Raw genomic sequence first — 19,646 nt, 5'->3', positions numbered from 1 at the left:
AATCCCCGGTGCAAGCACCGGATCATCGTTCGACTTGCATGTGTTAAGCACGCCGCCAGCGTTCATCCTGAGCCAGGATCAAACTCTCCGTTGAAGTAAAACAGACACAACCAGGCACAATGGAAATAACACCACACCCGGCTGCACAAAATTTGAAACCAGCTGTAAAAACCAGACCACCCACGAACGTGGACAGCCCGGCCAATCCAACCAATTCATAAAAAATCGGTATCAATAAACTTGGCACACTATTGAGTTCTCAAACAACAGACACACCCGGCACCACCCAAACCAAACATTCAGGATCGCTCCGGAGCAACTTTTCAAACTTACCCGCTCGCTTCATCCGAGTCAAATCGGCGGTTTCCGTCCGGCACAGCCTGTGGCTTCCGGATCAACTTGCCGACTCGCTCCGGGGAGCGGCGCGGAAATAAACTCTACCACTACCTTGGCGGAATGCCAACTGGGCCACAGCAACGCCGGGAGGCCCCGGAATCCTCAGGGATTCCGGGGCCTCCGTCTAGTGAAACCCGCCCGCTCGGGGACCTCGGCCGGGTCTCAGACCTGCGGTCCGCCGGGGCTCACGTCAGCGCACCGCCGGGACTCAGACGAGGGGCCCGCCGGGCAAGGCCGACTTCCCCGTCTTAGCCGTTGGCTCAGCGCCCTTCGTTTCAGCAACGCCGGGTGCAGCAGCCTGCGTCCCAGCAGCCTGCGTTTCAGCAGCCGTGGGCCCAGCAAAGATGGATTCAGCCTCAGTGGCTTTGGCCCTGGCTGCGGCGGGCGTAGTGATCACGCTGGAATCCGACGGGCGGAAGTACGCGGCGCCCAGCGGAGGCAGCGTAACCGTCAGGGTGGCCGGCTGGCCGTCTATGCCTTCGTCCTCCGCGGCCAGCGTGCCGCCGTTGAGGACACCCGATCCGCCGTACTCCTCGGAGTCTGTGTTCAGCACCTCGGTCCACGCACCGGCGGACGGCACTCCCAGTGCGTACTCCTTGTGCGGGCCGCCGGAGAAGTTGACGGCGCAGACCAGCGGGTTGCCCTCGGTATCCCAACGGACAAAGGTCAGCACGTTGCGGTCGGCGTCGGCACCGTTGATCCACTGGAAACCGCCCGGTTCGTTGTCCCGGGAGTACAGCGCCGGCGTTGACCTGTAAAGCCCGTTCAGGTCCTTGAGCAGCAGCTGGACGCCACGGTGTGCCGGGATCTCAGCGAGCCACCAGTCGAGGCCGTGCTGTTCGGACCACTCGGCTTCCTGGCCGAATTCGGTGCCCATGAAGATCAGCTGCTTGCCGGGGTGCGCCCACTGGTAGCCGAGGAAGGCACGGAGGTTGGCCAGCTGCTGCCAGCGGTCACCGGGCATCTTGCGGAGCATGGAGCCCTTGCCGTGGACAACCTCATCATGGCTGATGGGCAGCAGGAAGTTCTCGGTGAACGCGTAGACCATGGAGAACGTGACCGTCCCGTGGTGCCACTTGCGGTTGACCGGGTCCTCGGAGGCGTACTTGAGCGAGTCGTGCATCCAGCCCATGTTCCACTTCAGGCCGAAGCCGAGCCCGCCCTGGCTGGTGGGCGCGGTGACGCCGGGGAACGCCGTTGATTCTTCCGCGATCATCACAGCGCCGGGGTGGGTCTTGTACACCGTGGCGTTGGCCTCCTGGAGGAACGAGATAGCCTCCAGGTTCTCGCGTCCGCCGAAGCGGTTGGGCTGCCACTGGCCGTGTTCCCGCGAGTAGTCCAGGTACAGCATGGACGCCACCGCGTCCACCCGCAGGCCGTCAATGTGGAACTCATCGAGCCAGTACAGGGCGTTGGCCACAAGGAAGTTCCGCACTTCGGTGCGCCCGAAGTCGAAGATGAGGGTGCCCCAGTCCGGGTGCTCGCCAAGGTTCGGGTCAGCGTGTTCGTAGAGCGGCTGCCCGTCAAACTGCGCCAGCGCCCAGTTGTCCTTCGGGAAGTGCGCCGGCACCCAGTCCAGGATCACCCCGATGCCTGCCTGGTGCAGCGAGTCCACGAGGAAGCGGAACTCATCGGGATGCCCGAAGCGGGACGTGGGCGCGTAGTAGGAGGTGACCTGGTAGCCCCAGGAGCCGCCGAAGGGGTGCTCGGCCACGGGCATGAACTCGACATGGCTGAAGCCGAGCCACTTCACGTACTCCACGAGTTCCTTGGCCAGCTCGCGGTAGCTGAGCCCCAGCCGCCAGGATCCAAGGTGGACCTCGTAGACGCTCATCGGCGAGTTGTGCGGATCCCGTGCTGCGCGTTCCTTCATCCAGTCGGCATCCTGGAACCGGTAGTGGGACTCGACAACCCGCGAAGCGGTGAGCGGGGGCACCTCGGTGCCGAAGGCCAGCGGATCGGCCTTTTCCACCCAGTAGCCGCCCTTGGTCTTGATTTCGTACTTGTAGCAGGCGCCGGCCGGGACACCCGGGATGAACAGCTCCCAGACGCCCGAGGAGCCCAGGGACCGCAGCGAGTTTTCCCGACCGTCCCAGGCGTTGAAATCGCCCTTGACCCGGACCGCTTCGGCGTTCGGGGCCCACACGGCAAAGGACACGCCGTCAATGTCGCCCAGCGACGACTTGTAGTGCTGCATGTGGGCGCCCAGCACGGTCCAGAGCGTCTCGTGGCGTCCTTCCCCGATCAGGTGCAGGTCCACTTCGCCCACGGTGGGAAGGTAGCGGTACGGGTCATCCACGGTGATCGGTTCGGCACCTTCGTAGGTCACCTCAAGCCGGTAGTCCGGCACATGGCCGTGCTGCAACGGCTCGAGTACCGCCACCCAGACGCCGTCAGCCTCGTGGGTCATGGGCACGGTTCCGGACTGCGTCACCACGTTGACCGCTTCGGCCAGGTGCTTGACGGTGCGGATGGTCACGTGGCCGTAGTTGTCCAAATGGGCACCAAGCACCGAGTGTGGGGCGTGGTGTTCACCGGCCGCGACGCGTGAAAGCGTGTGTGCGTCCACGTGCAACGGTGCGTGGGGGCTGTCGGTGTGTGCAGAGCCTGTCATCTTCTTACCTTCCGCTGCTGCTCCGGCCGGTTCGCCGGAGCTTGTAGTGCTGAGGAGCCGCCTGGCCGCATTCGCCGGAATGGCCAGCCAGCCCGGCCGGTTGCGCAACTCGTACACGACTTCGTAAAGCGCCTTGTCCAGCCACAATGCCACAAAGAGGGGCGAATTACGGTCCACCGTTCCGGGCGTTACTTCCGCGTAGCCTGCCAGGAAGGCCTCGGTGCAGTCGTCCACCCATGACTCGGGAACGCGGGCGTCCGGCTGTTCCCGTTCGGCGGCACCCGCCGCGTAGTCAAAGGAGCGCAGCATGCCCGTCACATCCCGGAGCGGGGCGTCGGGGAAGTTGCGCTCGGAGATCGGCCGGAGCGGCTCCCCCTCGAAGTCAAGGATGGCCCACCGGTCTTGGCCGCCTTCGGAACCGGGAACCTGGAGGATCTGGCCAAGGTGCAGGTCCCCGTGGATGCGCTGAAGCGCTCCGGCGGGCGTTCCCTCCAGGCGGCTGAGCAGGCTTTCCAACCCGTCTTCGTAAGGTCCGACGGCGGGCCCCGCCTCCGCCCACATCTGACGCACGCGCTGGGCTACTCCGGGGGCGATATCCCTGCCAGGAACCGCCTCGGCCGAAACTCCCAGCGTCTCGGCGAGCCTCCGGTGGACAGTGGCCGTCGCACGGCCAAGGGCATGCGCCTCGGCCGTGAAGTCCACTCCCCCGGCCGCCGCGTCAACGGCGAGCCGCCATGCGTCCCGGCCGCCGGCCAGGAATTCGTGGGCCACCGCCAGTTCGCCCTGGACAGGTCCGCCCGGCGCGGACTCAGCCTGGGGAAGTTGACCCTGCGGGTACCACTCGCCCGTGACCCAGCCCAGCGTGGCAGGGACCTCCGGGGTGCGGGCCGCAGACAGGGCGGCCCCGACCTCCACCTCCGGGTTGTGCCCGGCCGAAAGCACGCGGAAGAACTTCACGATGGCCGCGGAGTCGCCGTCGTCCACGATCACCGACGTGTTGGACTGTTCGCCGGACAGGACACGGACTCTTCCGGTGGCCTGCGGCAGCGGCTGGCCGGCCCCTGAGACATGGCCGCTGGCGGTGCCGGCGGTCTCCTGTCTGCGGATCAGGTCCAGCCATGCGGCAATGAATGCGGGGTCGTGGACGGCGTCGTAGACCCAGCGGTGCCCCTGTTCCGCATCGTCGCTTTCACCGATCAGAGCCCGTTCGGCGCCCGGCAGCGGCTGGCTGCGGTAGCTAAGCGGGATCTGCACAACGTCGGTGCGGGAGACGCCGTCGGCCGTTTTAGACGCGACGGACGCGAGGAACACCTCCAGGCCCGCCTGGCCGGCGGCGTCGTTCAGGACCAGGCCGCCCACCGGCGCCAGGGTGAAGTCCGGGGTCTTTACCGGGAACCACCTCTGGGCCGGCAGCCAGTCGCGGAGCAGTTGCTCGAGTGTGGGGGTCAGTGTGGTTTGGGTCATCTCATCCCTCAATCGACAGTATCGGCATCGCTTGGGTAAAGGGTGAAGCGGGGTTGGAAGCAGCGGACCGCAGGCGCAGCCAGAAGAAGTCATGGCTGCCCAGGGTCAGCGTCAGCTGCCCGTCGTCGCTGATGCCGGGAAACGGCTGGCCGCCAAAGACGTCCCGCAGGCCCCGGCCGGAAAAGTCCGGAAGCCTCAGGGTGGAGGACACCGGATGCTGGGACAGGTTGAAGACGCAGAGGATGGATTCCGCCGGTTCGCCGGCCGCGTTGCCCTCCGGAAGTTCGCGGAGGTAGGCCAGCACCACCTCGTGGTCGGCCTCAACGTGCCTGAACGCCCCGAGCCCGAACGCCGGGTGGTTCTTCCGCACGCTGAGGATCTGCCGTGTCCAGCGCAGCAGCGATCCGGAATGCGCGGCTTCGGCCTCCACGTTGGCCATGGCGTAGTTGTAGACCAGGGACTGGATCACCGGCAGGTACAGCTTGCCCGGGTCGGCGTTGGAGAACCCGGCATTGCGGTCGGGGTTCCACTGCATGGGGGTGCGGACCGCGTCACGGTCTTCGAGCCAGATGTTGTCGCCCATCCCGATCTCGTCGCCGTAATAGAGGAACGGGCTGCCCGGCAGGGACAGCAGCAGGGCGTTGATGAGCTCGATTTCCGCCCGGGAATTGTCCAGCAGCGGCGCCAGCCTGCGCCGGATACCGATGTTGGCCCGCATGCGCGGGTCCGGCGCGTACCAGCCGAGCATGGCGGCCCGCTCATCGGCGGTGACCATTTCGAGCGTCAGTTCGTCGTGGTTGCGCAGGAATGTTCCCCACTGCGCACCTTCCGGAATGTCCGGCGTGTCATGCATGGTCTCAATGATGGGGGCGGCCTTCTGGTCACGCAGGGCGTAGTAAAGCCGCGGCATGATCGGAAAGTGGAAGGCCATGTGGCATTCCGGTTCCTCCACGGTGCCGAAGTACTCCACCACCTCGTTGGGCGGCTGGTTGGCCTCGGCGATGATCACGCGGCCCGGGTAGCTTTCGTCCACCATCTTCCGCAGCTGCCGCAGGAATTCGTGCGTCGCCGGGAGGTTTTCGCAGTTGGTCCCCTCCTCCTCGTAGAGGTACGGGATGGCGTCCGCCCGGAACCCGTCGATGCCCTGGTCCAGCCAGAACCGCACGACGTCGAACACGGCGTCGATGACCTTCGGGTTCTCGAAGTTCAGGTCGGGCTGGTGGCTGAAGAACCGGTGCCAGAAGAACTGCCGCCGGATGGGGTCGAAGGTCCAGTTGGATTCCTCCGTGTCCACGAAGATGATGCGTGCGTCCTGGTATTTCTCGTCCGTGTCGCTCCACACATAGAAGTCGCCGAAGGGACCGTCGGGGTCCTTCCGGGATTCCTGGAACCAGGGGTGCTGGTCCGACGTATGGTTCAGCGGGAGGTCGATGATGACCCGGACGCCGCGTGCATGTGCCTCGGCCACCAGCCGTTTGAAGTCGCTGATGGTGCCGAACTCGTCCAGGACGGAGTTGTAGTCCGAGATGTCATAGCCGCCGTCCCGCAGGGGTGACTGGAAGAACGGCGGCAGCCACAGGCAGTCCACGCCGAGCCACTGCAGGTAATCGAGTTTCTCGATCAGCCCGTGGAAGTCGCCTGAACCGTCGCCGTTGGCGTCCGCAAAGCCCCGGACCAGCACCTCATAGAAAACCGCTTTCCGGTACCACAGCGGATCATGCTGCAACCCAGGCGCATTGAGCTCGAACGTGCTCTTGGGGGTGAAGTGCTGGGTGGGGCTCTGCGGACTGAAGGTCACTGGCGGCTACCTCCGGATGCTCAGGACATGTACCGGTTCCACGTGCGCGTCCAGCCTCACGTAGTTGTACTCCCCCCACTCCCACGACTCTCCGGAGATCAGGTCATCCACCCAGAACCCGCCGTTCGGGGTGAGGTCGGCCGGATCGAGCCCCAGCACGGACAGGTCCAGCGACACCATGCCCTCCCTCGCACTGTGCGGGTCCACGTTCGCCACCACGATGATGGTGTCCCTGGTGCCGTCCGGGAGGGTTTTGTGCTTGGAGTAGACCACCGTGGCGTCGTCCGTGCACTGGTGCACGGTGAGGTTCTGCAGGTCCCCCAGCGCCGGGTGGGCCCTGCGGATTTCGTTCAGCCTGGTGAGGTACGGGGCGAGGGTCCGGCCGGAGGCGGAGGCAGCCTCCCAGTCACGGGCCTTGTACTCAAACTTTTCGTTGTCGATGTACTCCTCAGCACCCGGCCGGGCCACGTGCTCGTACAGTTCGTAGCCGGCGTACACGCCCCACAGCGGGCTGGCGGTTGCCGCCAGTGCGGCCCGGATCTTGAACGCCGCCGGCCCGCCGTACTGCAGGTATTCCGTGAGGATGTCCGGGGTGTTGACGAAGAAGTTCGGCCGGAAGAAGGCAGCCGACTCGTGGCTGACGTGGTGGAAGTACTCCTCCAGCTCCTTCTTGGTGTTGCGCCACGTGAAGTAGGTGTAGGACTGCTGGAAGCCGGCCCTGCCCAGGGCGTGCATCATGGCGGGGCGGGTAAAGGCCTCGGCCAGGAAGACGACGCCGGCGTCCTTCTTGTTCACCTCGGCGATGAGCCACTCCCAGAACCAGACGGGCTTGGTGTGCGGGTTGTCCACCCGGAAGATCCTGACACCGTGGCTGACCCAGAGCAGGACGATCCGCAGGATTTCCTTGGACAGGCCCTCGGGGTCGTTGTCGAAGTTGAGCGGGTAGATGTCCTGGTACTTCTTCGGGGGGTTTTCGGCGTAGGCGATGCTGCCGTCCACGCGGGTGGTGAACCATGCCGGGTGCTCGGTGACCCAGGGGTGGTCCGGGGCAGCCTGGAGTGCCAGGTCGAGTGCGACTTCGAGGTTGAGCTCATTAGCCCGCGCCACGAAGGCATCGAAGTCCTCGAAGGTTCCAAGGTCCGGGTGGATGGCGTCGTGCCCGCCTTCCTTGGCACCGATGGCCCACGGCGAACCGGGATCGTTCGGGCCGGCAATCAGCGTGTTGTTGGGACCTTTCCGGTGCTGGATGCCGATCGGGTGGATCGGCGGCATGTAGATGACGTCAAAGCCCATCCCGGCCACGGCGTCCAGCCGGTTGGCGGCGGTCCGGAAATTGCCGGACGTCCAGGCCCCCGTGCCGGGGTCGCGCACCGCGCCTTCGGACCTCGGGAAGAACTCGTACCAGGACCCGCGGCCTGCGCGGTCCCGCTCAACCAGCAGGGGAAACCGTTCGGAGAGGGTGACGAGCTCACGGATGGGTTCGCGGTCAACCACGCCTGCGACCTCCCGGCTGAAACCGGCGGCGAGGCGGTCCTCGGGCGAAAGGGAGGTGTCCGCGAGGACGGTGGCTGCGGAGCGCAGCGTCTGCCGGTCGGCATCATTCCGGGCGGGTTCCTCGGCGCCCTGCGACAGCAGTGCGGCGCCCTCGGCAAGCATCAGTTCGACGTCGATGCCCGCGTCCACCTTGACCTCGGCGTTGTGGTGCCAGGTGCCGTAGCGGTCGTGCCAGGCCTCGATGACGAAGGACCAGGTTCCGGTGGAATCCGGGCTGAGCAGGCCTTCCCAGAGGTCGGTTCCCTTGCCGCGGTCACCGGACGGCGGCTGGAGCCGGGTCCGCTGGCGCTCGTTGCCCTCCGGGTCAAGGAGGACCGCGCTCACGCCCAACTGGTCGTGGCCCTCCCGGAAGGACCGGGCGCTGACCACGATTCCTTCACCGGGCAGCGCCTTGGCCGGGAACTTCCCCCCTTCGACAACAGGCTGAACGTCCGTGATAGGGAAACGGCCAAACAGAAGGCCTTCCGTGATCGAAACTTTCGGCGTTTGCTTTGCTGGGGCGGTGGTTCGCGTGTTTGTCGTCACAGGCTCGACGTTAGCGAGAAATGGGGCGGATTGCTAAGCCTGCGAACTTAATTAATGAAGCGATTCGTCATTTACCGGAAAGTAATCAAAAGCGGTTCCTGCCGTTCACCCAGTCGGTTAGTGTGGCGCAGGTGAAGGCAATCCGCAGATTTACAGTCCGTACCGTTCTCCCCGAACCGATCCGGCCGCTGGCCCGGTTGGCGACCAACCTCCGCTGGTCTTGGCACCGTCCCACCCGGGAACTGTTCGAAAGCCTGAACCCGCGCGTCTGGGCCCAATGCGGCAACGATCCGGTCAGCTTCCTGGGCCTGGTTGGCCGCGAAGACATGCACCGGCTCGCGACGGACCAGGACGTGGTGGCCAAGGTCCAGGCGGCAGCCGCGGACCTGGACCGGTACCTCACCGAGCCCCGCTGGTACCAGGGCCTGGGCAGCGACGCCCCTGCCTCCATTGCCTACTTCTCGCCCGAATTCGGCATCACTGAGGTCCTGCCCCAGTACTCCGGCGGCCTCGGCATCCTCGCCGGCGACCACCTGAAGGCCGCGTCCGACCTCGGGGTGCCGCTGATCGGCGTCGGGCTGCTCTACCAGGCCGGCTACTTCAAGCAGTCGCTCTCCCGGGATGCATGGCAGCAGGAGACCTACCCGGTCATCGACCCCGACGGACTGCCCCTCACCCTGCTGCGGGAACCGGCCGCGGACGGCAACGGCAAGCCGCTGGAAATTTCCCTCCCGCTGCCCAACGGGCGGCACCTTGCGGCACATATCTGGCGTGCCGACGTCGGACGCGTCCCCCTCCTGCTGCTTGACTCCAACGTCCCCGGAAACGACGACGCCGCCCGCAGCATCACCGACCGCCTGTACGGCGGCGGCGGCGACCACCGGCTGCAGCAGGAACTGCTGCTGGGCATGGGCGGCGTCAAGGCGCTGCGCGCCTACCAGAAGCTCACCGGCACGCCGGCGCCCGAGGTGTTCCACACGAATGAGGGCCACGCCGGCTTCCTCGGCATCGAACGGATCCAGGAGCTCATGTCCGGCGAGCAGGCGCTCACGTTCGACGAGGCGCTGGCCGCCGGACGCTCGTCCACGGTGTTCACAACCCACACGCCTGTTCCGGCCGGCATTGACCGTTTCGAAGCAGCACAGATCCAGCACTTCTTCGAGGCTGGCCTGGCGCCGGACGTTCCCACCTCACGCATCCTCGACCTGGGCCGGGAGGACTTCAGCGAAGGCAACCCCTTCGTCTTCAACATGGCCGTGATGGGCCTGCGCCTCGCACAGCGCGCCAATGGTGTGGCCAAGCTTCACGGCGAAGTCTCGCGCGGCATGTTCTCGGCGCTGTGGCCGGGCTTCGACCACTCGGAGGTGCCCATCACCTCCGTGACCAACGGCGTGCACGTGCCCACGTGGGTGGATCCCCGCATCGCGAAGCTCGCCCGGGAGCGGTTCGGGCCCGAAGCCGAGGTGATGGGCCGCTGGGACCTCGCCTACAACGTCTCCGACGCCGAAGTGTGGGCACTCCGGCGTGAGATGCGCGTTTCGCTGGTGGAGGATGTGCGGCGCCGGCTGCGGGCTGCGTGGAAGAAGCGCGGTGCCGCCGATGCCGAGCTGGCATGGACCGACTCGGTGCTGGACCCGGACGTCCTGACCATCGGGTTCGCCCGGCGCGTGCCCACCTACAAGCGGCTGACCCTCATGCTGCGGGACCCGGCGCGGCTGAAGGCCCTGCTGCTGCACAAGGAACACCCCATCCAGCTGGTCATCGCCGGCAAGTCCCACCCCGCGGACGACGCCGGCAAGAAGATGATCCAGGACCTGGTCCGCTTCACCGACGATCCCGCGGTCCGGCACCGGATCGTCTTCCTGCCGAACTACGACATCGCCATGGCCCGCACGCTGTTCCCCGGCTGCGACGTCTGGCTGAACAACCCGCTGCGTCCGCTTGAGGCCTGCGGCACCTCAGGCATGAAGGCCGCGATCAACGGATCCCTGAACCTGTCCGTCCTGGACGGCTGGTGGGATGAAATGTACGACGGCGAAAACGGCTGGGCGATCCCCACAGCCAACAACGGCGCATCCGCCGACGAGCGGGACGACATCGAGGCCGCGGCACTGTACGAGCTGCTCGAAACCCAGGTGGCGCCGCGGTTCTACGGCAACACCGTCTCCGAAGCCGCCGGCGCCGCAGGGCCGTCCGAGTCCGGCCACGAAAAGATCCCCACGCACTGGGTCTCCATGATCAAGCACACGCTGGCCCACCTCGGCCCGGCAGTCTCGGCCGAGCGGATGCTGCAGGACTACGTCAATGTCCTCTACCGGCCGGCAGCGGTTTCGGGACGCGAAGCGGTGGCAGGCTCCTACGCGCAGGCCAAGGCGCTTGCGGCATGGGTCGCCAAGGTCCGCGCGGCCTGGCCGCAGCTGCATGTGGAGCACGTGGACTCGCTGGGCGTCTCCGAGGACCCGCAGATCGGCGACACCCTCCAGGTGCATGCCTACGTGGGACTGCACAACCTGTCCCCGCAGGACGTGGCGGTGGAGGTAGCCTACGGGCAGGCAGCCGAAAGCGACGAACTGGCCAACGTAACCATGGTGGAGCTGGAGGCAAAGGAGGAACTCGGCAACGGCCGCTACCTCTTCGCCGGGTCCATCGTGATCGACCGCTCCGGATCCTTCGGCTACACCGTGCGGGTGCTCCCCACGCACGAGGCCCTCGCGTCCAAGGCCGAGCTGGGGCTGATCGTCAACGCCTAGCCAGCCGGGTTGCGGCGCGGGCTCTCCACTTTGCCTTGTTTAGAGCAGCACGGCTATGACCGCGAGGTCCTTGCCGGCGTAGCTCTCGGCGTCCTGCAGGATCTCGCAGATTATGCCGAACGAGCGGTCGCCGCGGAAGGCTGCGGGGACCTGCCAGATGACGGTCAGCGGCTTCGCGCCGTCGTCGGATATGGCGTCGGCGAAGTCATGCAGTGAGTCGTTGAGCGCGTCCAGGTTCACGCCGAAGTGCTCCGGAAAATCCAGGGCCTCGCCGAAGGCGGCGAGCACGGACTTCCTGGAGTCGGCGGCCGGCACCAGCAGGCTGCGGCGGCCGGCGTCCGCCACCTGGTCCTTGAGTTCCCCGAGGGTCCAGGTGTCGCCGGAATAGATCTTCATGGTGCTATTTGCCTTCTGCTATGAACTTGAACGATTCGTAGTGGTCTGCCGTGTAGTAGTTGTCGCCGGCCTGTCCGGCCACGATCCTCCGGGCTCCGCGGTCCGACTCGCCGGGCGTGGGAACCGTGTACTCCTTGTAGTACCCGCCCGCCTTGCGCGGCAGGATGCGCTCGAAGTTGCCGAAGGTCACGCCGTCACGGGCGTAAGGGTAGGGTCCGCCCTGCCGGATCAGGGCGAGGGTCCGCCGGGCTTCGGCCGGCAGTTGGGATTCCCGGATGGCCGCGAGGCCGGACAGGTTCGGCACGCCCGTTGCCTTGCCGGCCGACGACGACGCTGAGGCGGGTGCCGACGTCGCCAAGGTGGGAGCCAACGTCGAAAAGGTGGGTGCCGCCGTCGTCGTTCCCTGCGGTCCCGCAGCGGGCGGTGCGCCGCCCGGTGCGATGAAAAGGTTGAAGACCGCGAGGGCAGCCACGGCGAGCCCCAACAGCAGCGTTCCGATGGTCCAACGCCTGCGCATGCCTGATTCCCCGAAGTTTACGTGCGGTAGATGTTGATGGTGTAGGCCTGCACCTCGTCGGGCTCACCGGACGCGACGAGGGTGCCCTGGCGCCGGTCGTGGAGCTCGGACGTGGTGAGGCGGAGGTCGAACAGCCGCCTGCCGGTGCCGTCGTCGTTGGTGACCTGTGGCAGGGTGACCTCGATGTCCTCAGGTCCGCCGTTGACCACGATGAGCCCGGCCACATGCCCGTCATCGGAGCCGAGCAGCAGCTGAACCACGCGGTTCCCGTTGTCGTTCCACCGTTCCATGGACATGGGCTGCCCGGTCCGGTCGTACCAGTACAGGTAGGAGCGGGCGTCGCGGACGGGGTAGTCGTGCGGCTGGGCGGTCAGGAACTCGCGCCGGAGCCGGATGACGCGCTTGGTGCTGCGGAGCATGGCATGGGATTCCGGCGTGCTGGTCCAGTCAACCCACGTGAGCGGGTTGTCCTGGCAGTAGGCGTTGTTGTTGCCCTGCTGGGTGCGGCCAAGCTCGTCGCCCGCAGTGATCATGGGGACGCCGAGGGAAATCATGAGCGAGGCCATGAGGTTGCGCTTGCTCTGGGCGCGGCGGGCCAGGATGGCCTCGTCCTCGGTGCGTCCCTCGAAGCCGTGGTTGTAGCTGCGGTTGTCGCCGTGCCCGTCCCGGTTCTGTTCGCCGTTTGCCTCGTTGTGCTTGCGGTCGTAGGACACGAGGTCGGTCATGGTGAAGCCGTCGTGGGCGGTGATGAAGTTCAGCGAGGCCAGCCGGGAACGGCCCGACGGTTCGAACAGGCTCGCCGAGCCGGACAGGGCATCGGCCAGCCGCGCCACGGATCCGCCATGGCCGCCGTTGTCCAGGGCAGCACGGTCCGCAACCCAGAAGGAGCGCACGGCGTCGCGGTAGTGGTCGTTCCAATCCACCCATCCAGCGGGGAAACGGCCGGTCTGCCAGCCGCCGTATCCAATGTCCCACGGTTCGGCGATCAGCTTCACGCGGGAGAGCACGGGATCCGCGGCAACCTTCTCAAGGAACTGGTGGCGGGGATCAAACTCGTTGGCCGCGTTGCGGCACAGGGTGACGGCGAGGTCGAAGCGGAAGCCGTCAATGTGGAATTCGTCCACCCAGTACCGCAGCGAGTCCAGCACCATCTGGACAACGCGGTCTTCGCCAAAGTTGAGTGTGTTTCCGCAGCCCGTGGTGTCCACGTATTTTCCGTGCCCGTCGGTGCGGTAGTACTCCTGCTCGCCGAGGCCCCGGAAGCCCAAGGTATGCCCGTCCGGCCCGCCTTCGGCCGTGTGGTTGTAGACGACGTCGAGGATGACCTCGATGCCGGCTGCATGCAGCAGCTTAACCATTCCCTTGAACTCGTCCTGGACGGCCTGCGGCCCGGCTGCCTGCGCCGACTTGGTGGCGTACGCGGCGTGCAGGGCAAAGAACGCCGCCGTGTTGTAACCCCAATAGTTGGTGAGTCCGAGGTTCTGGAGGTGGGGCTCGTCCAGGTGGAAATGCACCGGGAGCAGCTGCAGGGCGGTGATGCCAAGACCCGTGAGGTGCTCAATCATGGCGGGATGGGCCATGCCGGCGTACGTGCCGCGCAGCGACTCCGGGATGTCCGGATGGAGCATGCTTTGCCCGCGCACGTGTGCCTCGTAGACGATGGTGTTGCGCCACGGTGTGTTCGGCTTCTCGTCCGCGGCCCAGTCGAAGTCTGACGATGTCCGGACACTGGTCAGGAATCCGTCGCGTTCATCGACGGCCCGCCCGTAAGGGTCCAGCAACAGCGGTTGCCGGCCGCCGTCGTCGTCAAAATCAACGGTGGGCACTGCCAGCGGCAGCACCTCTTCGCCCTTTGGTGCTGCGTCGCCCTTGGAGGCCGCGAGGAAGCCATACCGGGATCCCACGGGAAAACCGTCAACCACCCCGTGGTGGAGACCGTTCGTGAGGCTGGAGAGGGTCTGCAGCCGCCAGTTCTGGCCGGGCGCCTGATAGGCCACCTCGAGCGTCGCGATGCCCGGAGCATAAACGGCGACGTTCGCACGGCTGCCTGATGTACCCCCCGGGCCTTGGCGCGCTTCGCTGACCCCGAGGGGAAAGGCCTGGGAGTCATCCACCGTCAAGGCTGTATCTAAAAGGGGCATTACCATCAATTAAAGCTTAGCCGTCACGTCCAAATAGCCAGTCTTCTCCCGCATGTTACGCGTGCGGCACCGTGGCGGCACAGCTGAACGCTGTAAGGACGCACCGACTGGAGGTTTTCGTGAAGATTGCATTGGCCCAGATCATCACCGGAAGGGATGTGGACGGGAACCTCACCGTGGTGGAGGAATATGCCCGCCGCGCCAAGGACGGCGGCGCGGAGATCGTCGTTTTCCCCGAGGCCACCATGCGCGCTTTCGGCAATTCCCTGCTGGACATCGCCGAGCCTCTGGACGGCCCCTGGGCCAGCCGCGTCCGCTCGATTGCCGACGAGTTGGGGATTGTGATTGTTGCCGGAATGTTCACCCCGGGTTCATCACTTTCCGACGGGCAGCCGAAAGTCCGCAACACGCTGCTGGTGACCGGGCCGGGCGTGGACGCCGGCTACGACAAGGTTCACCTGTTCGACGCCTTCGGATTCCTGGAGTCCGACACCGTGGACGCCGGGACAGGGCCCGTAACGTTCGACGTCGGCGGCCTCACCTTTGGCCTGGCCACCTGCTACGACATCCGCTTCCCCGCGCTCTTCACGGCCAACGCCGACCGCGGAGCCGTCGCCAACATCGTCTGTGCATCGTGGGGTTCCGGCCCCGGAAAAGTGGACCAGTGGCAGCTCCTGGCCCGAGCCCGCGCCGTGGACACCACCACCTACGTCCTTGCCTGCGGCCAGGGCGACCCCGCCACCCAGGGCATCGAACCCCGCGGCGCAGCACCCACCGGCGTCGGGCACAGCGCCGTCGTCTCGCCTTTCGGCGAGGTCCTCCAGGAGCTCGACGGCGCCCCCGGCCTCCTGTTCGCCGACCTGGATCCCGCCGTGGTCAAGGAAGCCCGCACCAAACTCCCGGTCCTGGCCAACCGCCGCGAGTTCTAGGCAAAAAACCCTTCCTCAGGTCCTGCAGGCCAAAAGCAAACGCTCCTTCAGATCCTGCAGGCCAAAAGCAAACGCTCCTTCACGACGTGAAGGAGCGTTTGCCGTTTCGCTGCAAAAGCTGACGGAGCGTTTGCCGTTTCGCTGCAAAAGCTGACGGAGCGTTTGCCGTTTCGCTGCGAAAGCTGATGGAGCGTTTGGCAGGCTTACTTGGCGGCGCGCTGCCGGGAGACTTCGTAGAGGGAGATGCCCACGGCCATGGAGGCGTTCAGGGATTCCATGGCGGAGTCGATGGGGATGGACACGATCTGGTCGCAGTTCTCCCGGACGAGGCGGCTGAGGCCCTTGCCTTCGGAGCCGACCACGATGCACACGGGTTCGGTGGCCACGGTGAGGTCCGGCAGGGAGACGTCGCCGTCGCCGTCGAGCCCCAGCACGAAGACGCCCATGTCCTTGAACTGCTTGATGGCGTTGTTCAAGTTGGAGGCGCGGGCCACCGGAACGCGGACGGCCGCGCCGGCGCTGGTCTTCCATGCGGCTGCGGTGACGCCGACGGAGCGGCGCTCGGGGACGATGACGCCGTGGCCGCTGAACGCCGAGACAGAGCGGATGATGGCGCCAAGATTGCGCGGGTCCGTGATGCCGTCCAGGGCGACGAAGAGCGGGGCGTTCGCGATGTGCCCCTTCTTCCAGCCTTCAACGGTCTCTTCGGCCAGGTCGTAGGCGTCCTGGTACTCGTACGGTGGGATCTGCAGCACGAGTCCCTGGTGCACGGCGTCGTCGGTCATCCGGTCCAGCTCGGGCTTGCCGGTTTCCAGCAGCGGGATGCCACGTTCGGCGGCGATCTTCAGCGATTCCTTGACACGGTCGTCCATCTCGATGCGGATGGCAACGTGCAGAGCCTTGGCCGGAATGCCGGCGCGGAGCGCCTCCACGACGGAGTTGCGGCCGGTAACGACCTCTTCGGTGGCACGCCCCTTCGGGCCTGACCGGGCACCGGCACTGCGGGCACCGCCGGCACCGCCGGGTCGCTTGGCTGCGGAGCGCTCCGCGAGCTGCTTGCTCTTGTGCGCCTTGTGGTACGGGCGGTCCTCGGCCTTGGGGGTTGGCCCCTTGCCTTCGAGAGCCTTGCGGCCGTGGCCACCGGTTCCGGTGGTGGGGCCCTTCTTGAGCTTGCGGACTGCGCCCGGGCGACCTTTGTTGGCCATGAATTCCACCCTTGGTTGTATTGAGTAAGTCTGGACTCCAGTCTACTGACTGGCCTCAAATCGTTGACCGGGCGGGCGCTGAGCCGCCAAGCCTAGCTACGCTGGAGACTCCACGTGGCGCCGTCGGCGTTGTCCTCCACCAGGACGCCGGCTGCCGCAAGGGTGTCCCGGATGGCGTCCGAGGCGGCCCAGTCTTTCCTGGAACGCGCTTCGGCGCGTGCAGCGAGCTGCGCTTCTATCAGCGTGCCGAGAGCGCTGGTGGCCTGGTCGTCGATGGCGGGCTGCGCGGCGGCGCTGATTCCCAGCACGCGCAGCATGTCGGTCACGCTGACCAGCGCCTGCCGCGTTGCCTCCATATCCCCGTCGGTGAGCGCTGAGTTTCCGGCGCGGACCGTGTCGTGCAGCACCGCGAGGGCCTGCGGCACGTTGAGGTCATCGTCCATTGCAACGGCGAACGCCTCCGGAACGGTGCCGTGGCTGCCAAACAGCAGGGCGCCGTCGGAGGACAGCGCCCGGAAGGCGCGGGCAACGAAGCCGCCAATGCGTTCGACGGCGGCAGCCGCCTCCTGCAGTGACGTCGGCTGGTAGTCCAGCACCGAGCGGTACTGTGCCTGGCCGAGGTAGTAGCGGACCACGCGCGGCGGCGCGAGCTCCAGCATCTCCGCCGGGCTGATTGTGTTGCCGACGGACTTCGACATTTTTTCGCCCTGGTAGGTGACCATGCCGTTGTGCATCCAGAAGTTCGCGAAGCCGTGGCCCGCCGCTTGGGACTGCGCCATCTCGTTTTCATGGTGCGGGAAACGCAGGTCCAGGCCGCCGCCGTGGATGTCGAACTCGGTACCGAGGTACTTCGTGACCATCGCCGAGCATTCAAGGTGCCAGCCCGGACGGCCGGTGCCCCACGGCGAAACCCAGCTGGCCGTCGTCGGCTCCCCCTCCTTGTAACCCTTCCAGAGGGCAAAGTCCCGGGGGTCCTTTTTGCCGCGCGGGTCGGCGTCGGCAGCACCCTGCATGTCGTCAATCCTCTGGCGCGTCAGGGCGCCGTATTTGTTCCAGGACCGCACGTCGAAGTAGACGTCCCCGGAGTCATCGAGGGCGGGATAGGCGTGCCCGCGGTCGATGAGCCGCTGGATGAGCGCGTGCATCTCCGGGATGTGGCCGGTTGCCCGCGGTTCGTAGGTGGGCCGGGAGACGCCGAGGATGTCGTAGGCCTTGAGGAACTCCTGCTCATACCGGTAGGCCAGCGCCCACCATTCCTCTTCCGGCACGGAGCCGGGCTCCTGCTCGAAATCCGGGTGGAAGGAGGCCTCGGACTTGGCGAGGATCTTGTCGTCGATGTCGGTGACGTTCCGGACCACCGTGACGCGGAAGCCGCGGTACTCCAGCCACCGGGTGAGCTGGTCGAAGGCAATGGCGGAGCGGATGTGTCCCACGTGCGGCATGCCCTGCACCGTGGCACCGCAGTAATACAGGCTTACCTTGCCCGGTACCAGGGGAACGAAGTCGCGGACTTCGGCGGATGCAGTGTCGTAAAAGCGCAGGGTCACCGCTCCAGATTAGCCGATGCCATTGTCCCCGTTTACTTGCAGACCTCGCCGATCCTGTTGTTCTGTTTGGCGAGTTCAGTCGTCTGCTCTGAGCTCTTGGTTCCCAGTGAGGTGCTGGCCACCTGCTTCATGATGTCGGCCATCTTCTGGATGGGGTCGGCGACGTCCTGGGCCACCTTGTCGGCGACCTCCTGGTAATGCTTGGCGATCTGGTCGGCCTGCTGCTGCTGGTTGCCCGTGGGCTTGAACGTGTCGCCTTGGAGGAACTTGCAGCTCTCCTCAACACTCATGCGGGGGCTGCCGGCACAGCCGGCCAGAAGCATCCCTGCGATCACGACGGCGGGGAGCAACTTTTTCACGGCGGGTCTCCTGGGATTGCGGTACTGGGGCTTATTCCAGCGTAGGTGATTTGGCTACGGTGCCGGGTAGACCAGGGCCGTGGCCACCGCGGAAATGCCTTCGCCGCGGCCGGTGAAGCCGAGACCGTCGCTGGTGGTGGCGGTGACGCTGACCGGGGCGCCCGCGGCCTCGGTGAGCACGCGCTGGGACTCTTCCCGGCGCGGGCCGAACTTGGGCCTGTTGCCCACGAACTGCACGGCGACATTGCCAATCTCGAAGCCTGCCGCCCGAACAATGCGGGCGGCTTCGGCCAGCAGAGTGACTCCGGAAGCGCCTGCGAATTCGGGCCGGTCGGTGCCAAAGTGGGTGCCCAGGTCCCCGACCCCGCAGGCGGAGAACAGTGCGTCGGCTGCGGCGTGCGCCACGGGGTCGCCGTCGGAATGGCCGGCGAGGCCCCGCTCCCCCTCCCAGAAGAGGCCTCCCAGCCAGAGCGGCTGCGGGTCGCTGTCCGGAGCAAAGGCGTGTACGTCGATGCCGATGCCTGTCCGGGGCAGGAGCACCGGGATCCGCGAAGCGTTGTCTGTCATGGCGCCTTCCGTCATGTGGTGTGTCAGCCTTCCACCCAGCGGGCGCCGAGGGGGCCTTCGAGCAGCCCCTCGGCGATGATGAGGTCCAGCGGTGTGGTGATTTTCAGGGACTGGCTTGCCCCGCGGACGGCATGCACCGGTACCCCGAGAAGCTCCACCAGCATGGCGTCGTCGGTGACCGCGGCTGCCTGGCGCTCGTCGAAGCCCGAGGCTGCCTGGTGCGCCTGCCGCAGTACGGAGAGCTTGAAACCCTGCGGGGTCTGGACCGCCCGGAGCTCCTCCCGTGGGGCGGTTCCGGTGACGAGTTCGGGTGCGATGTCCGCAGCCGGGCCCTCGGTGGCGGCGACAGTCTTGACGGTGTCCACCACCGGAATCACCGGAATCACTGCGTCGGCGCCGGCGGCCAGGGCCTGGGCCACGCGGTGGAAGACCGGCTCCGGCGTCAGGGCACGGGCGGCGTCATGGACCAGGACCGCTTCCGTGCCGTCCTCCACAGCAGCCAGAGCGGAACGGACGGAATCCGCCCGGGAGGCCCCGCCGTCGACCATGGTCAGGAGCGGGCCGCCGTCCACCAGTTCCACCCGGAAGTCCTCGCAGAGCCGGCGAAGCTCCTCTTCCCCTGCCGGAAGCGCGATGCACACCTGGCTGGCGACTCCGGCCGCGACGATCCCGCGGAGTGCATGCATCAGGATCGGTTCACCGCCCAGCGGCACGGCAGCCTTCGGCATGCCGTAACCCAGCCTCTGCCCGGAACCGGCGGCGACAAGGATCACGGCGGTCACGGGGCGCTTGGGTGCAGTGTTCATGCGCTCTAGCCTACGTCCCAGCCGCGCTTCCGCTCATCTCCCGCCCAGGTAGCAGTTCAGGGCGTTCCCAGCGCCGGG

At 66.4% G+C, this 19,646-nt stretch carries 13 protein-coding genes and 1 rRNA gene; 2 read left to right on the top strand and 12 right to left on the bottom strand.

The window, feature by feature from the left end; genetic code table 11:
* The 4 genes from ACFQ50_RS22965 to ACFQ50_RS22950 form a co-directional block, all read right to left on the bottom strand.
* A 16S ribosomal RNA gene (locus ACFQ50_RS22965) occupies positions 1-94 on the bottom strand; the annotation flags it as partial.
* A 510-nt stretch (positions 95-604) separates the two neighbouring features.
* Entirely contained in the window at positions 605-4,474 is a 3,870-nt protein-coding gene (locus ACFQ50_RS22960) for a 1,4-alpha-glucan branching enzyme (protein WP_377997914.1), read from the bottom strand.
* 1 nt (position 4,475) lies between these two features.
* Positions 4,476-6,272 (bottom strand): maltose alpha-D-glucosyltransferase, encoded by a 1,797-nt coding sequence (gene treS / locus ACFQ50_RS22955; protein ID WP_377997913.1) that lies wholly within the window; start codon positions 6,270-6,272, stop codon positions 4,476-4,478.
* A gap of 6 nt (positions 6,273-6,278) precedes the next feature.
* On the bottom strand, positions 6,279-8,351 hold the full coding sequence (locus ACFQ50_RS22950) for an alpha-1,4-glucan--maltose-1-phosphate maltosyltransferase (protein WP_377997912.1): 2,073 nt from the start codon (positions 8,349-8,351) through the stop codon (positions 6,279-6,281).
* Between the two features lie 131 nt (positions 8,352-8,482).
* Here ACFQ50_RS22950 and glgP point away from each other — a divergent pair, with 131 nt between their 5' ends.
* On the top strand, positions 8,483-11,101 hold the full coding sequence (gene glgP, locus ACFQ50_RS22945) for an alpha-glucan family phosphorylase (RefSeq protein ID WP_377997911.1): 2,619 nt from the start codon (positions 8,483-8,485) through the stop codon (positions 11,099-11,101).
* A gap of 39 nt (positions 11,102-11,140) precedes the next feature.
* On the opposite strand, the gene ACFQ50_RS22940 is transcribed toward glgP, so the two are convergent.
* From ACFQ50_RS22940 to glgX, 3 genes are read right to left on the bottom strand one after another with little or no spacing between them, the layout of a single operon-like run.
* Positions 11,141-11,497 carry a barstar family protein gene (locus ACFQ50_RS22940; RefSeq protein ID WP_377997910.1) on the bottom strand — a complete coding sequence of 119 codons (357 nt, stop codon included), beginning with the start codon at positions 11,495-11,497 and terminating at the stop codon, positions 11,141-11,143.
* 4 nt (positions 11,498-11,501) lie between these two features.
* Entirely contained in the window at positions 11,502-12,014 is a 513-nt protein-coding gene (locus ACFQ50_RS22935; protein WP_377997909.1) for a ribonuclease domain-containing protein, read from the bottom strand.
* A gap of 17 nt (positions 12,015-12,031) precedes the next feature.
* The gene (gene glgX, locus ACFQ50_RS22930; protein WP_377997908.1) at positions 12,032-14,161 is read right to left on the bottom strand and encodes a glycogen debranching protein GlgX; all 2,130 of its coding nucleotides are present in this window, start codon (positions 14,159-14,161) and stop codon (positions 12,032-12,034) included.
* 113 nt (positions 14,162-14,274) lie between these two features.
* Here glgX and ACFQ50_RS22925 point away from each other — a divergent pair, with 113 nt between their 5' ends.
* Positions 14,275-15,084, top strand: a complete 810-nt coding sequence (locus ACFQ50_RS22925; protein WP_377997907.1) for a carbon-nitrogen hydrolase family protein — start codon at positions 14,275-14,277, stop codon at positions 15,082-15,084.
* Positions 15,085-15,287: 203 nt separating this feature from the next.
* Here ACFQ50_RS22925 and rlmB read toward each other — a convergent pair whose 3' ends face one another.
* From rlmB to ispD, 5 genes are all read right to left on the bottom strand, one after another.
* Positions 15,288-16,289: a 23S rRNA (guanosine(2251)-2'-O)-methyltransferase RlmB gene (gene rlmB / locus ACFQ50_RS22920; RefSeq protein ID WP_377997906.1), complete on the bottom strand. Its 1,002-nt coding sequence runs from the start codon at positions 16,287-16,289 to the stop codon at positions 15,288-15,290.
* Between the two features lie 92 nt (positions 16,290-16,381).
* Entirely contained in the window at positions 16,382-17,836 is a 1,455-nt protein-coding gene (cysS, locus tag ACFQ50_RS22915) for a cysteine--tRNA ligase (protein ID WP_377997905.1), read from the bottom strand.
* Positions 17,837-17,868: 32 nt separating this feature from the next.
* Positions 17,869-18,195 (bottom strand): hypothetical protein, encoded by a 327-nt coding sequence (locus ACFQ50_RS22910; protein WP_377997904.1) that lies wholly within the window; start codon positions 18,193-18,195, stop codon positions 17,869-17,871.
* 54 nt (positions 18,196-18,249) lie between these two features.
* The gene (gene ispF / locus ACFQ50_RS22905) at positions 18,250-18,762 is read right to left on the bottom strand and encodes a 2-C-methyl-D-erythritol 2,4-cyclodiphosphate synthase (protein ID WP_377997903.1); all 513 of its coding nucleotides are present in this window, start codon (positions 18,760-18,762) and stop codon (positions 18,250-18,252) included.
* A gap of 23 nt (positions 18,763-18,785) precedes the next feature.
* On the bottom strand, positions 18,786-19,568 hold the full coding sequence (gene ispD, locus ACFQ50_RS22900; protein ID WP_377997902.1) for a 2-C-methyl-D-erythritol 4-phosphate cytidylyltransferase: 783 nt from the start codon (positions 19,566-19,568) through the stop codon (positions 18,786-18,788).
* Positions 19,569-19,646: the final 78 nt, after the last annotated feature.

Origin of the sequence: Arthrobacter sp. NPDC056493 (assembly GCF_042795115.1) — a bacterium.
Classification (GTDB): Bacteria; Actinomycetota; Actinomycetes; order Actinomycetales; family Micrococcaceae; genus Arthrobacter.
This window is presented reverse-complemented; position numbering and strand designations above follow the sequence as displayed.

Bases quoted from the DNA above. Each gene is read 5' to 3' on its own strand.
- ACFQ50_RS22960 (WP_377997914.1), bottom strand. From the start codon at position 4,474: ATGACCCAAACCACACTGACCCCCACACTCGAGCAACTGCTCCGCGAC.
- glgX (WP_377997908.1), bottom strand. From the start codon at position 14,161: ATGGTAATGCCCCTTTTAGATACAGCCTTGACGGTGGATGACTCCCAG.
- rlmB (WP_377997906.1), bottom strand. From the start codon at position 16,289: ATGGCCAACAAAGGTCGCCCGGGCGCAGTCCGCAAGCTCAAGAAGGGC.
- ACFQ50_RS22940 (WP_377997910.1), bottom strand. From the start codon at position 11,497: ATGAAGATCTATTCCGGCGACACCTGGACCCTCGGGGAACTCAAGGAC.
- ispD (WP_377997902.1), bottom strand. From the start codon at position 19,568: ATGAACACTGCACCCAAGCGCCCCGTGACCGCCGTGATCCTTGTCGCC.
- ACFQ50_RS22935 (WP_377997909.1), bottom strand. From the start codon at position 12,014: ATGCGCAGGCGTTGGACCATCGGAACGCTGCTGTTGGGGCTCGCCGTG.
- ispF (WP_377997903.1), bottom strand. From the start codon at position 18,762: ATGACAGACAACGCTTCGCGGATCCCGGTGCTCCTGCCCCGGACAGGC.